Source organism: Nonomuraea longispora (assembly GCF_004348345.1).
Taxonomy (GTDB): Bacteria; Actinomycetota; Actinomycetes; order Streptosporangiales; family Streptosporangiaceae; genus Nonomuraea; species Nonomuraea longispora.
The window spans coordinates 1-13,586 of record NZ_SMJZ01000075.1; the positions used below are offsets into that span (position 1 = coordinate 1).

The 13,586-nt window shown below is 69.7% G+C and carries 12 protein-coding genes; 9 read left to right on the forward strand and 3 right to left on the reverse strand.

Annotated elements, in window-relative coordinates:
• Both E1267_RS20410 and E1267_RS20415 read right to left on the reverse strand, forming a co-directional pair.
• The coding region (locus tag E1267_RS20410) for a CHAP domain-containing protein (RefSeq protein ID WP_132334183.1) at positions 1-718 on the reverse strand (718 nt) is incomplete at its 3' end.
• A 193-nt stretch (positions 719-911) separates the two neighbouring features.
• Positions 912-1,682 carry a PP2C family protein-serine/threonine phosphatase gene (locus E1267_RS20415; protein WP_132334184.1) on the reverse strand — a complete coding sequence of 257 codons (771 nt, stop codon included), beginning with the start codon at positions 1,680-1,682 and terminating at the stop codon, positions 912-914.
• 76 nt (positions 1,683-1,758) lie between these two features.
• On the opposite strand from E1267_RS20415, the gene E1267_RS20420 reads away from it, so the two are divergent.
• The 8 genes from E1267_RS20420 (at position 1,759) to E1267_RS20455 (ending at position 11,512) form a co-directional block, all read left to right on the forward strand.
• Positions 1,759-3,588 carry an HsdM family class I SAM-dependent methyltransferase gene (locus tag E1267_RS20420; protein WP_132334185.1) on the forward strand — a complete coding sequence of 610 codons (1,830 nt, stop codon included), beginning with the start codon at positions 1,759-1,761 and terminating at the stop codon, positions 3,586-3,588.
• 56 nt (positions 3,589-3,644) lie between these two features.
• Positions 3,645-4,535, forward strand: a complete 891-nt coding sequence (locus tag E1267_RS20425) for a serine/threonine-protein kinase (protein ID WP_132334186.1) — start codon at positions 3,645-3,647, stop codon at positions 4,533-4,535.
• A 155-nt stretch (positions 4,536-4,690) separates the two neighbouring features.
• Positions 4,691-5,986, forward strand: a complete 1,296-nt coding sequence (locus E1267_RS20430) for an ABC transporter substrate-binding protein (protein WP_132334187.1) — start codon at positions 4,691-4,693, stop codon at positions 5,984-5,986.
• Positions 5,983-6,945 carry a carbohydrate ABC transporter permease gene (locus E1267_RS20435; RefSeq protein WP_132334188.1) on the forward strand — a complete coding sequence of 321 codons (963 nt, stop codon included), beginning with the start codon at positions 5,983-5,985 and terminating at the stop codon, positions 6,943-6,945. Before E1267_RS20430 ends, E1267_RS20435 begins: the two co-directional genes overlap by 4 nt.
• Positions 6,942-7,745 (forward strand): carbohydrate ABC transporter permease, encoded by an 804-nt coding sequence (locus tag E1267_RS20440; protein WP_132334189.1) that lies wholly within the window; start codon positions 6,942-6,944, stop codon positions 7,743-7,745. The genes E1267_RS20435 and E1267_RS20440 overlap by 4 nt, the downstream gene beginning before the upstream one ends.
• Positions 7,742-9,112, forward strand: coding sequence for a GH1 family beta-glucosidase (locus E1267_RS20445; protein WP_132334190.1), 1,371 nt, complete (start codon positions 7,742-7,744; stop codon positions 9,110-9,112). The genes E1267_RS20440 and E1267_RS20445 overlap by 4 nt, the downstream gene beginning before the upstream one ends.
• Before the next feature lie 35 nt (positions 9,113-9,147).
• Entirely contained in the window at positions 9,148-10,143 is a 996-nt protein-coding gene (locus E1267_RS20450) for a LacI family DNA-binding transcriptional regulator (protein WP_132334191.1), read from the forward strand.
• 76 nt (positions 10,144-10,219) lie between these two features.
• Positions 10,220-11,512 (forward strand): phospholipase D-like domain-containing protein, encoded by a 1,293-nt coding sequence (locus E1267_RS20455; protein WP_132334192.1) that lies wholly within the window; start codon positions 10,220-10,222, stop codon positions 11,510-11,512.
• Here E1267_RS20455 and E1267_RS20460 read toward each other — a convergent pair.
• A complete protein-coding gene (locus E1267_RS20460; RefSeq protein ID WP_132334193.1) occupies positions 11,509-12,033 on the reverse strand; it encodes a carboxymuconolactone decarboxylase family protein in 525 nt (174 codons plus the stop codon). The genes E1267_RS20455 and E1267_RS20460 overlap by 4 nt on opposite strands.
• A gap of 83 nt (positions 12,034-12,116) precedes the next feature.
• Here E1267_RS20460 and E1267_RS20465 point away from each other — a divergent pair, with 83 nt between their 5' ends.
• Positions 12,117-13,583, forward strand: coding sequence for a nitrilase-related carbon-nitrogen hydrolase (locus E1267_RS20465; RefSeq protein WP_132334194.1), 1,467 nt, complete (start codon positions 12,117-12,119; stop codon positions 13,581-13,583).
• Positions 13,584-13,586: the final 3 nt, after the last annotated feature.

Here is a 13,586-nt window from a genome sequence, read left to right on the forward strand (position 1 = left end):
GAGCGGGGCGCTGGGCGGTGGCGCGTACCTTTTCGCGGGTCCGCGTGCCGGAGGAGGTCTTGGCGGGGCGGCGGGTGGTTGGCGCGTTCCATGGCCAGGTGAGGCGGCGGTGCGTGCCGCGGCGGCGGCCGGTCACGCGGAGCGAGAGCACGATCGTGGTGAGCACCATCGCGGCGAGCAGCGCGGGCGGGGTGCCGAGGACGTCGAGGGGCGAGCCGTGCCCGGTCTCCGGCCGCGGCGCGGACACGAACGGCCGCTCGGTCGACCGGATCTCGTCGAGCCGCTCGGCGTTCGCCTTGACTAATCGGGGGATGCCGTAGCCGACGACCTTGTCCGTTTCGCGGGTCTTGCGCTTGAGCCACACGCGGTCGACGTTGGCCTCGATCGTGTGGATCTTCTTGCCGGAGACACGCTCCACGACGCCCACGTGGTCGACGCCCTTGTAGCTCTTGCCGCCGCGCCAGTCGAAGAAGACCAGCGCTCCGGGCTCGGGCTTGCGCGTCCACGCGTCCTGCTTGATGAACCAGGCCGCGTGGGAAGGAGTCCACGCGAATTCGCCGACATATTCGGTGACGCCGGCCTTGTCCGCGGCCCAGGCGAGGAACATGTCACACCATGGCGCGTTGCGGTATTGGGTGTCTTGGACGCGATCCGCGTACCACTGACCGAACTTGGTGAGCTGGCCGCTCTTCTCCTTGTATCCGATTTCCTGCCGCACCGTCTTCAGCAGCTCGTCCGCGATCGGGTCCAGGGTGACACCTCCCAGATAACCGACAAATCACGATGGACTGTAGTAGCGCCATCGCACGTTCGCGCGGGTCACTGCGAAAGTGTCTTGCTATGAGGCGAATTATTGGCTATGTGGTTATCGGTGTCTATTGAGGCTGGTGAATCTGATGAGATCAACGCGGTCAGGCGCCCGCGCCCACGCGGTAGACGCTCACTTCTCCGGCGCCCGGCGCGACGACGTCGGCCACGATCACGGTCACGTTGTCGGGCGAGCCGCCCTCGTTGGCGAGATCGATCAACCGCTGGACGGCCGCGCCCGGGTCTGCCACCGTGGTCAGCACCTCGTGCAGGACCTCGGGCCCCAGGACGGTCGTGAGGCCGTCGGAGCAGAGGAGGTAGCGATCATCAGGCTCGGCCTCGCGCAGCGCCATGTCGGGCTCCGCCCTGCCCTCACTGCCCAGCACCCGCAGCACCATCGAGCGCCTGGGATGGACGGCCGCCTGGTCCTCCGTGATGCGCCCTTCGTCCACCATCGACTGCACAAGTGTGTGATCCTTGGTCATCTGGTAGAGAGCGCCATCGCGAAGCAGATATCCGCGGGAGTCACCAAGATGAGCCAGGGCGAACCGGTAGCCGTCCCACAGCATGGCGGTCACCGTGGTCCCCATCCCCCTGCGCGCAGGGTCGATGTCGGCCAGCTCGACGAGCCTGCGGGCCGCCTCGTGCACGGCGCCCTCCAGCGCGGCCTCCAGGTCGGCGCCGGTCTCGGGAAGCGTGGCATCCAGCTCCCGCATGACGGCGATCGCCGCCGAACTCGCCAGCTCGCCGGCAGCGTGCCCACCCATCCCGTCAGCCACCACGAGCAACCGGCCACTCGCATAGCCGGAATCTTCGTTCTGCTCCCTGCGGCGGCCCACGTCTGATCCGGCGGCATAGCGGATGTTGTGCTTCATACCCAGCAGTAAATCATTGGTTGAAAGACTTCACAAGCAGATGCGCTGAAGACTCTTGTGAACTACTGTGGGCTCCATGAGCCACGACCCGACCGTCAACGCCGGGGACATCGCCCGGCTCGCCGGTGTCGGGCGTGCCGCGGTGAGCAACTGGCGCCGCCGCCACGACGACTTCCCCGCCCCCGTCGGGGGCACCGCCAACCAGCCGCTGTTCTCGCTGCGGCAGGTCGAGTCCTGGCTTCGGCGCTACGGGAAGTCCTACCAGGTCTCCCTGGGTGATCGGGTGTGGCAACGCCTGAAAGCCGCCGGAGATTTGCGGCTGGGCGAGCTGGTGGCCCAGGTCGGCGTGCTGCTGACCCACCACGCCCAGGCCGCCCTTCCCCGGGCCGGTGACCCCCGGACGGGTGGTGAGCCGACCGGGCTCGACCGGGAGCTGGCCGAGCTGATTCTCGAGCTGGCCGAGCAGCACGACCCGCTGACCGCGTACGAATTCCTGTGTGAGCGCTACCTCGAAGCACACTCGAGGCAGCTCTCCGTCACCCGCGAGGACGTGGCCGAGCTGATGGTCCGGCTCGTCGGCGAGGAAGGCGCGACGATCCTCGATCCGGCCTGCGGCGTCGGGACGCTGCTCCTCGCCCCCTCGCGATCCGTGCACGATCCGGCCGGGCTGCGGATGCCCGCCAGGATGCTGGGCCAGGAGCTGAGCGAGACGTCGGCGGCCATCACCGCCTCCAGGCTCCGGCTGCGCGGCGCCGAGGCCACGATCGTGGCGGGTGACTCGATGCGCCACGACGGGTTCGCCGGAGAGCGGGCCGACGCGGTGGTGTGCGATCCCCCGTTCAACGAACGCGCCTGGGGTTACGAGGAGCTGACCGGCGACCCGCGCTGGGAGCACGGCCTGCCGCCGCGCGGCGAGCCGGAGCTGGCCTGGGTGCAGCACTGCCTCACCCACGTCAGGCCGCGCGGCCTGGTCGCCATCCTCATGCCGCCGGCCGCCGCCAGCCGTAAGGCGGGCCGCCGCATCCGCGCCAATCTGCTGCGCGCGGGCGCGCTGCGGGCGGTCGTGGCGCTGCCCGGCTCGGACCTGTGGCTGCTGCGCCGCCCCGCGGCGGGCGAGCGGCCGCCGTCCGACGTGCTGATCCTCGACGCCACGGCCGACCTGTCGCTGGTCGAGCCCGCCTGGCAGGCCTACGTCGAGGACCGTTCCGACCAGACCGTACGCATCATCGACCTGCTGGCCGACGAGGTCGACATGACCCCGGCCCGCCACCAGCGGCGCGACGACGTCGGGCGGGCGTTCGCCGAGGCCCGTGACCGGTTCCTGGCGGCCTCCGCCGTGCCGCCCGATCTGAAGGTCCTGGAGCAGCCGCTCGACCAGCCGGCCACCACGCTGGGCGACCTGATCAAGGAGGGCCTGGTGACCTCCGCGCAGGCACCGCCCAAGATGGCCGCGGACGGCGGGGACATCCCGGTGCTGACCACCGACGACGTGCTCAACGGCAGCTCGCCGTCGGGCTCCACCAGTACGCAGCAGGGGCTGGTGGCGATCCGCTCCGGCGACGTGGTGGCCTCCTATTCGGCGGTGCGGGTGATGGCCGACGACGGCGCGGTGCTGGGGCCCCACCTGACCCTCTACCGCGTTGACGCCCGGCGGCTCGACCCCGACTTCCTGGCCGGCTTCCTGCGGGCGGCGGGCGGCCGGGTGACGACCGGCTCCAGCAGGTTCGACGTGCGCCGCACCCGGCTGCCGCGCCTGTCGCTGAGGGAGCAGAAGGCGTACGGCGCGGCGTTCCGGCAGCTCGCCGTGCTGGAGGACGCCTTGCGGGAGACCGCCGCGCTGGGGCAGACGTTGATCAGGCTGGGCCTCGACGGGCTCGCCGAGGGTCACCTGCACCCGCAGTCCTGACGGTGTAGTTTTTCCCGGTCGTAATATTTCTCCAGATAAGGCTGGGGGGAGGGCGCATGGTCATCGGTGAGCGCTATGAGCTCGACGACCTCCCCCTAGGCCAGGGTGGCATGGGCGCGGTCTACGCGGGCCACGACCGCCACCTCGACCGCCGGGTCGCGGTGAAGCTGCTCAGGCTGCCCAGCGGGCCGGACGAGGAGCTGGAGCGCAGGTTCATCCGCGAGGCGCGCATCCTGGCCAGGCTGGAGCATCCGGGCGCCCCCGTGCTGTACGACTTCGGCACCCACGATCAGCGCCTCTACCAGGTGATGCAGTTCATCGAGGGCGTCACGGTGGCCGACCTGGTGAGCGAGCACGGCCCGCTGCCCGTGCCGTGGGCGGCGGCGATCGCGGCGCAGGCGTGCGCGGTGTTGTCGGCGGCCCACGCGCTGTCGATCTGCCATCGCGACCTCAAGCCGACGAACCTCATGCTCTGCCCCGACGGCAGCGTGAAGGTGCTGGACTTCGGCCTGGCCATGCTCCGCGACGCGGACGTCACCACGTTCACGAGGATCGGGCAGATCCTCGGCACGCCGGCGTACATGGCGCCCGAGCAGATCCAGCACGGCGTCGCCGAGCCGCGCAGCGACCTCTACTCGCTCGGCTGCGTGCTGCACGAGATGCTGGCCGGACGCCAGCTCTTCACCGGACCCACCGATTACGTGGTCTTCGAGAAGCAGGTCAAGGAGCGTCCGCCGGCCCTTCCCGGGTTGCCGGGCGACCTGGGCGCGCTGCTGGCGCAGTTGCTGGAGAAGAAGCCGGACCACCGGCCCGCGAACGCCGAGGAGCTCTACGAGCGGCTCGATCCGTTCGCCGTCGGGCTCCCCATGTTGCCCGGTTTCCTGACCAGGGTGCCGAGCCCCGGCCGGATGTACGCCCGCATGGCCGGCCGCGCGCTCGACGGCTGAGCCCCCCCGGCGCGGCCCGCTCCGCACCGCCGTGAGAACGCTCTCTTCATAACACCGATTGTTATGGGCCCTCCGTTGACAGAGCGGTATGAACGCCTGGAATCTCTTGAGAGAGCGCTCTCTCCACCCCTCAGATCCTACCCAGGAGGGTTTCCATGACCCCTCGTATCCGGCGGCTCGGCCTGTCGTTGCTCACCGCGTCCGCGCTCACCCTGGCGGCGGCGTGCGGCGGCGGTGGCGGGGACTCGGCCACAGAGGCGGGCGCCGATCCCGGCGAGAAGATCAAGCTGACCGTCGACCTCTTCGGGGACTTCGGCTTCAAACCGCTCTACGAGGAATACAAGAAGACCCATCCCGACATCGAGATCGTCGAGAACGTCACGCAGTTCAACGACCACCACAACAACCTGGTCAAGCGGCTGGCCACGAACTCGGGCGCGGGCGACGTCACAGCCGTCGAGGTCGGCTACATCAGCACGTTCACCGCGCAGCCGCCCAAGTTCACCGACCTCAAGCAGTTCGGGCTCGACAAGCGGCAGGCCGACTACCTCGACTGGAAGTGGCAGCAGGGCCTGAGCAAGGACGGCGCGCAGGTGCTCGGGCTCGGCACCGACGTGGGCGGCCTGGCCATGTGCTACCGCAAGGACCTGTTCGAGAAGGCGGGCCTGCCGAGCGAGCGCGAGAAGGTGGCGGCGCTCTGGCCGACGTGGGAGGAGTACATCGCGACCGGCAAGAAGTTCGCCGCGGCCGACGTGGCCGGCGCGAAGTTCGTCGACTCCCCTGGCGAGATCTTCCGCGCCATGGTCAACCAGGCCCCCGTCGGCCTGTACGACGCCCAGGACCAGATCATCGTGGACTCCAACCCCGACGTGAAGAAGGCCTGGGACCTGTCGAACCAGCTCACCCAGGAGGGCCTGACCGCCAAGCTGGCGGCCTTCTCCCCGCCGTGGAACACCGGCTTCGCCAAGGGTTCGTTCGCCACGATCATCTGCCCGGCCTGGATGACGGGCTTCATCCAGGAGCAGGCCCAGGACGCCTCCGGCAAGTGGGACATCGCGGCCGTGCCCGGCGGCTCGGGCAACAGCGGCGGCTCGCACCTGATGGTGCCGAAGCAGAGCAAGCACCCGAAGGAGGCGGCCGAGCTGATCGACTTCCTCACCTCCAAGGAGAACCAGGCCAAGGTCTTCAAGGAGGAGGGCACGTTCCCGTCGATCCCGGAGCTGTACGACGACCCGGAGATCCAGAACTTCACCAAGCCGTTCTTCGGCGACGCTCCCATCGGCAAGATCTACTCGGACGCCGCCAAGGCGCTCAAGCCGCAGCACCTCGGCCCCAAGGAGGCAGACGTCCGGGTCGCCATCGGCAACGGGCTCGGCCGGGTGGAGCAGGGCAAGCAGACGCCGGACCAGGCGTGGGCCCAGGTGCTCGAGGACGTCAAGAAGATCAAATGAGCACTCTTCCCCTCGCGGTCACGCGACGGCGCGGGCAGGGCATGCGGCACACCCTCGACGTGAGGGTGTCACCGTACGCCTACGTGGCGCCGTTCTTCCTGCTGTTCTGCGCTTTCGGGTTGTTCCCGCTCGTCTACACGGCCTGGGTGAGCCTGCACGAGTGGACCTTGCTCTCGGAGACCCAGACGTTCGTCGGGCTGGACAACTTCACGACGCTGCTCGCCGACGACTACTTCTGGAACGCCACGTTCAACACGCTCTCCATCGGCGTGCTGTCGACTGTGCCGCAACTCGCGCTGGCCATCTGGCTGGCGCACCTGCTCAACCGGCGGCTGCGGTTGCAGACGTTGTTCCGGGTCTCGCTGCTGCTGCCCAACGTCACCAGCGTGGTGGCGGTGGTGGTGATCTTCAGCCAGCTTTTCGGCCGTGACTTCGGCATGATCAACTGGGTCCTGTCGTGGTTCGGGGTGGGCAGCATCGACTGGGCGGCGGGCACCGCGAGCTCGCACGTCGCGCTCTCGGTGATGATCATGTGGCGCTGGACCGGCTACAACGCGCTGATCTTCCTGGCCGCCATGCAGGCCGTACCGCGCGAGCTGTACGAGGCCGCCACCCTCGACGGGGCGGGCAACTTCACGCAGCTGCGCAGGATCACCATCCCGATGATCCGGCCGACCATGATCTTCGTGGTCATCGTCTCCACGATCGGGGCGATGCAGATCATCGCCGAACCCATGTTGTTCGGGCAGAGCAGCGGCGGCGGGGGCGGCATCGCCACCGGCGGGCCCGACCGGCAGTTCCAGACCCTGGCGCTGTTCGTCTACGAGCAGGGCTTCGCGAACTCGACGTTCGACTTCGGCTACGCCTCGGCCGCGTCCTGGCTGATGTTCCTGGCAGTGGTGATCGTAGCGGGCATCAACTTCCTCATCACCCGCAGGGCGAAGGGAGGGCTGGTGTGAGGCTGCGCTATCTGACCCTGACGGCGGTCGCCTTCTTTTCGGCGTTCCCGCTCTACTACAGCGTCGTGGTGGCCTCCCGGCACAACTCGGCGCTGGCCGAGGTGCCGCCGCCGCTGCTGCCGGGCGGCAACTTCTTCGCCAACGTCGCCCGGGTCTTCGACACCGTGCCCTTCGGGCTCGCGCTGCTCAACTCGGTCATCGTGGCCGGATCGATCTCGGTCGCGGTGATGTTCTTCTCGACGCTGGCCGGGTTCGCATTCGCCAAGCTGAAGTTCCGGGGCAAGAACGCCATGCTGGTCATCACCGTGGCGACCATGATGGTGCCGGCGCAGCTCGGCATCATCCCGCTCTACATGCTGATGGTGAAGCTGGAGTGGACCGGCACCAACTACGCGCTGATCGTGCCGGCGCTGGTCAACGCGTTCGGCGTGTTCTTCATGACGCAGTACCTCTCGCGTGCCCTGCCCACCGAGCTGCTGGAGGCCGGGCGGGTGGACGGGTGCTCGACGTGGGGGCTGTTCTGGCACGTCGTGCTGCCGGCGGCCCGGCCCGCGGCGGCCGTGCTCGGCATGCTGACGTTCATGTCGGCCTGGAACGACTATTTCTGGCCGCTGGTCGTGCTGAGCCCGGACAACCCGACGGTCCAGGTCGCCCTGTCGACGCTGGCCAGCGGATACGTCAACGACTACGTGCTGGGGCTGGCAGGAACGGCGATCGGCACACTGCCGCTCGTTGCCGTCTTCGCCCTGTTCGGCAAGCAAATCATCGGCGGAATCATGCAAGGAGCTGTTAAGGGATGATTTTTCCCGATAACTTCGTCTGGGGCGCCGCCACGGCCTCGTACCAGATCGAGGGGGCGGTCAAGGAGGACGGACGGGGGCAGTCGATCTGGGACGCCTTCTCCCACGCCCCCGGGAACGTGGCGGACGGCGACACCGGCGACGTCGCGTGCGATCACTACCACCGCTACCGGGACGACATCGGGCTGATGCGCGAGCTGCGGCTGGCGGCCTACCGGTTCTCCATCGCCTGGCCGCGCATCCAGCCCGACGGCGCGGGACCGGTCAACCCGCGCGGGCTCGCCTTCTATGACAAGCTCGTCGACGAGCTACTAGCCGCCGAGATTTCGCCCTATGTCACGCTTTATCACTGGGACCTCCCCCAAGCCCTCGAAGAACGCGGCGGCTGGACCCACCGCGACACGGCCCACCGGTTCGCCGACTACGCCCAGGCCGTGCACGACCGGCTCGGCGACCGCGTCAACGACTGGGCCACCCTGAACGAGCCGTGGGTCGCGGCGTTCCTCGGCTACGGCAACGGGGTGCACGCCCCCGGCCGCCGCCTGCCGGCCGACGCCATGCGCGCCGCGCATCACCTGCTGCTCGGCCACGGGCTGGCCGCCAGGCGGCTGCGCGAGGGCGGGGCGCAGAGCATCATGCTGGTGGTCAACTCCGCGCCCGTGCTCACCCCCGCCCAGGTCAACGACCCCTCGGCGGTGCCGGACGAGGAGGACGCGGCCGTCGCCCACCGTATCCACACGCTCCTGACCCGGCAGTTCCTGGATCCGGCGGTGTACGGGACGTACCCCCGGGAGGTGCTGGACGCGGCGGCCCGCAACGGCGGGACCGGCCACATCCAGGACGGCGACCTGGCGCTCGTCAACGCGCCGATCGACCTGGTGGGCATCAACTACTACAACCCGTGCGTGGTCGAGGCGGGCCCGGGACTGCCCGCCGACGCCGCGTGGCCGGGTTCGGAGGACGTGAGGTTCGCGGCGGCGGACGCGCCGACGACCGCGATGGGCTGGCCCATCGTGCCCGACGGCCTGTCCAGGCTGCTCGTACGCCTCTCGCAGGACTACCCGCAGGTCGGCCTGATGGTCACGGAGAACGGCGCGGCCTTCGACGACGTCGTGGAGGACGGGCGCGTGCACGACGACGAGCGGGTGGCGTACCTGGACGGGCATCTGCGCGAGGTGCACCGGGCCATCGAGGCGGGCGCGGACCTGCGCGGCTATCTGGTCTGGTCGCTGCTCGACAACTTCGAGTGGGCGGAGGGTTACCGGCGGCGTTTCGGCATCGTGCATGTGGACTATGCGACACAAACCAGGACGCTCAAGGACAGTGCCCTCTGGTATCGGGACGTGATCAGCCGAAACGGCCTGTAGATTTTTTCCATGCTCTCCCTCCTGCCGGTCCTGCCATGAGACGGCCGACGCTGGAAGCGGTCGCCGCCAGGGCGGGCGTGTCGCGCGCCACCGCTTCCCGGGTCGTCAACGGGCAGACGACGGTCGCGCCGGACATCCGCGACGCCGTGCTGCGCGCGATCGACGAGCTGGGCTACGTCCCCAACTCCGCCGCGCGCAGCCTCGTCACCCAGCGCACCGACTCGATCGCCCTGGTCGTCAGCGAGCCCGGCACCCGGGTCTTCTCCGAGGACCCGATGTTCTCCACGGCGATCAGGTCGGCCTCCATGGAGCTGGAGACGGTCAACAAGCAGGTCGTGCTCATGCTGGCCTCCTCTGCCAAGAGCCACGCGCGGGTGGAGCGCTATATCTCGGGCGGCCACGTCGACGGCGTCATGCTGATCTCCATGCACGGCGCCGACCCGCTGCCGTCGGCCCTGTCACGGTTGCGCGTCCCCGTGGTCTCCTACGGCCGGCCCGCCGTCCCCGTGCAGATCCCCTACGTCGACAACGACAACATCGGGGGCGCGGAGGCCGGGGTGCGGCACCTGGTGGAGACGGGCCGGCGCCGGATCGCCACGATCGCCGGCCCGCAGGACATGATCGGCGGTCAGGACCGCCTGACCGGCTACCGCAACGTGCTGCGCGACTCCGACCACCGCTCGATCGTGGCCGTCGGCGACTTCACGCGCGAGTCGGGGGCGGTGGCGATGCGCCAGCTTCTGCGCGACGATCCCGAGCTCGACGCCGTGTTCGTGGCCAACGACCTGATGGCCGTCGGCGCGCTGCAGTCGTTGCGCCAGGCCGGTCGGCGGGTGCCCGACGACGTCGCCGTGGTGGGCTTCGACGACATCGAGGCGGCGAAATACACCGAGCCGCCGCTGACCACGCTCCGCCATCCGGTCGCCGAGCAGGCGGCGGCCATGGTCAGGCTGCTGCTCGACCTCTTCGAGGGCGGCACGAGCGAGCCGGTGATCCTGCCCACCGAGCTGGTGGTCCGCGAGTCGGCCTGACAACGGCCTTGACAGCTCTGAGCGCTGCAACGACAGTCGATCTCGACGATCATGCCCCACCCTCGAAGGGGATTTCATGACCACGAGATCCGTCAGCCGCCGCGCCACGGTGGCGTTATGCCTGGCCGCCTCGCTCCTGGCCACCGGCCACCCGGCCGCCGCCGACCCCGCGCGGCCGACGGCGGTCACCGGCCCGCCCGTCCTGAACGCGCCCGTCTTCAACGATCCCACCGCCGACTCGGGCGTGCCCGGCACGCCGAGCGCCGCGCAGTCGGCCGTCATGGACCAGCTGATCAGGCTGATCCAGGCGGTGCGGCCCGGTGGCGACATCCGGTTCGTGATGCACCAGTTCTCCACCGGCCAGCGGTCGAGCGAGGTGGCGAACGCGCTGGTCGCCGCCCACGAGCGCGGCGTGCGGGTGAAGGTCATCCTCGACAGCCGCGAAGACGCCTCCAACGACGCCGTCGAGGCCCAGCTCACCGCCGCGCTCGGCACCTCGGAGAGCGCCGGCTCGTGGGTGGTGGGCTGTGAGTATCCCAACCCGTCCGCCGCCGACCGCGGGTGCATCGCGCGCAACTACCAGCACAACAAGTTCGCGCTCTTCTCCAACGTGCTGGTCGGCGGCACCGTGCATCCCAAGGTCGGCTTCCAGACGTCGTCGAACCTGTCCGACTGGTATCTGTACAACTCCTACAACGACGCCTACACCTTCACCGACGCCACGGTCTATGACGGCTATCTGACCTACTTCAACGACCTGCGCGCGGGCCGGCGCACGTCGGTCAATCCCGGATATTTCTGGACCACGCCGACCGGCACTCCCATCCGGGCGATGTTCTTCCCCCGCCGGGTGTCGTCCGGCGACCCCGTGGTCAACATCCTGCGGCTCATCGAGTGCTCGTACAAGACCCCCGACGGCGTCACCCGGCAGACCGACATCCGCATGGCGCTCACGGCCTTCAACAAGAACCGCAAGGCCATCGCCAACGAACTGCTGCGGCTCAGGGGCAAGAACTGCTGGATCGACATCGTCTACTACGAGAACGCCGGCAACGCCATGGAGAACGTCGACAGCGAGATCCGGAAGGTCCTCGCCACCACGGCCTCCAACGGGAAGAAGATGCAGGTCACGCCCTGCCGCTTCACCGTAGGCTCGCGCAGCGTGGTGCCGCACACCAAGCTCATGCTGCTGGACGGCTTCTACGACGACGACATCACGCCCCGCGTCTACACCGGAAGCGCGAACTTCACGTATCTGGAGAACGCCGACGACGCCTGGCTGCGGCTCTCCGGCCGCGCCCTGCACGACCAGTACGAGGCCTGGTTCAAGAGCATCCGTGGGGCCTGCGGCGGCCCGCCGCCCAGTTAGACACGGAAGACGCGGAGCTGGAGCGCCAGCGTCGTGTAGTAGCCGACCAGTGTGGTCAGCTCGAACACGACGCTCTCCTCCAGCTTCGCGTATTCGTCGTCGTCGAGGTCGCCTCTGGCCACGAGGGCGCGGGCGACGTCGAGCACCGCCTGCTCGTCCTCGGGCAGTGACAGGGGCGAGCCGTCGCGCAGCGCCTGGAGCTGGTCGTCGGTGAATCCCAGGTCGCGGGCGATCGGCTCGTGGGCGGCCCGCTCGAACGCGCTGTCGTGGTGGCCGGCGACGACCAGGATCGCCAGCTCTCGCGCCCGGTCGCTGAGCACCGTGCGGTAGCGGACGGCCGCACCGAGCTCCTGCAGCGCGTCTCCGACCGGCGGGCTCCGCAACATCGCGTTGAACGGGCCCGTCAGCCCGCCCTCCGGATCCACCATGAACGTGCCGCGCGGACCGGCGGTGATCTTGTCGTAGAGGGCGCGGGCGTGCGGCGTCAGGTCGTGCGGGGGCGTTCTGCGCAGGCGGGCCATCAGGCGATGGTAACGGCCGACCTGTGTTGACACCGTATACCTCGATGTTTACGGTGTATACACGCTGACGAACGGGGGACCCCATGGCATCACGGCTCAGAGCTCCGGCTGCGGTGGCGGCCTCGGCGCTGCTGTTCTTCTTCGGCACCGGCTTCGCGCCGATCCCGGGCCTCAGCTGGCTGGCGCCGCTGCCGGTGCTGCTGCTGGCGCCACGGGTGAGCGCGAGGGTGGCCTTCTGCGCCGCCTTCCTGGCATATCTGCTGGGCCTCGGCGGCCAGTTCGAGTTCTTCCTGAAGACGCCGTCGGTGCCGCTGCCCATCGGGATCGCCATCGTCGTCGGCTCCTCCCTGCTGTTCGGGCTGGTGGCCTGGCTGTTCCGGGCGCTCCTCCTGCGCGGGCTGCCGCTGCTCGCCGCGAGCGCGCCGCCCGCCGTGTGGGTGGCCTTCATGTACGTGACCGTCCTCGCCAACCCGACGGGCATCGTCTGGCCGCTGGCCACCTCTGTGGCCGACGTGCCCGTCGTCATCCAGATCGCCTCGGTGACGGGCGCGTGGGGCCTGGGGTTCGTCCTGCTCATGGTGCCGGCCGCCATCGTGGCGGTGACCTGGCCGGGAGCGCTGCCGGCGGCCCGGCTGCGCACCGGTGTCGCGGGGGCGGCGGCGTGCGCCGTCGTGCTCGGCTTCGGGGCGCTGCGCCTGGCCGACGCGGGCGAACCCGCCGTGCAGCGGGTTGCGGTCATGTCGGCGAGCCGCTTCCAGTGGGCCCCTGACGCAGCCGGTCCGGGAGGCCAGGCCCTGGTCAAGGACTACGCGCGGCAGATCGCCGAGCTGCCGGAGGGCACGATGGCCGTGCTGCCGGAGGGCGTCGTGGGCACCGACGAGGACAGCCTGGCCGGCGCGCTGCGGCCGCTGCGCACGGTCGCCCGCGAGCGCGGTGTCGACGTGGTGATCGGGATCGTGCACACGACCCCGGAGATCAAGTACAACTACTCCGTGCACCTGCCGGCCGACGGATCTTCGCCGGTCTCCTACACGAAGTGGCACTTCGCCCCGGGGGCGCCCTTCCGCCGCGGCGACACGCTGGTCTTCGCGCACGGCCACGGGCACGACGTGGGCCTGGCCAACTGCATGGACCTCAACTTCCCGACGCCGATCCGCGGCTACGCCCTGGCGGGGGCGCGCCTGCTGGCGGCGCCGGCCGCCGACGAGTTCGGCAACGGCCGCCAGCACAGCCGCAACGCGCTGCTGCGCGGCGTGGAGAGCGGGGTCTCGGTGGCGTGGGCGGCGCAGCAGGGCACGCCGATGATCTCCGACCCGTGGGGGCGCGTGCTCGCCGAGACCGACACCGAGAGCAGCAGCCCGTTCGTCACGGCCGCCGCCGGCGTGCCCGAGGGGCCGGGCACCACCGTCTACGCCCGCTTCGGCGACTGGTTCGCCTGGTTGTGCCTGCTGCTCGCGGCGGCCGGCGGGTTGCGGCTCGTCCGGCGCAGGCGATCGGCAGCCGAGACGGCCGTGACCCGCCGGACCGCCCACACCGTGGGCAGCGCCTGAGCG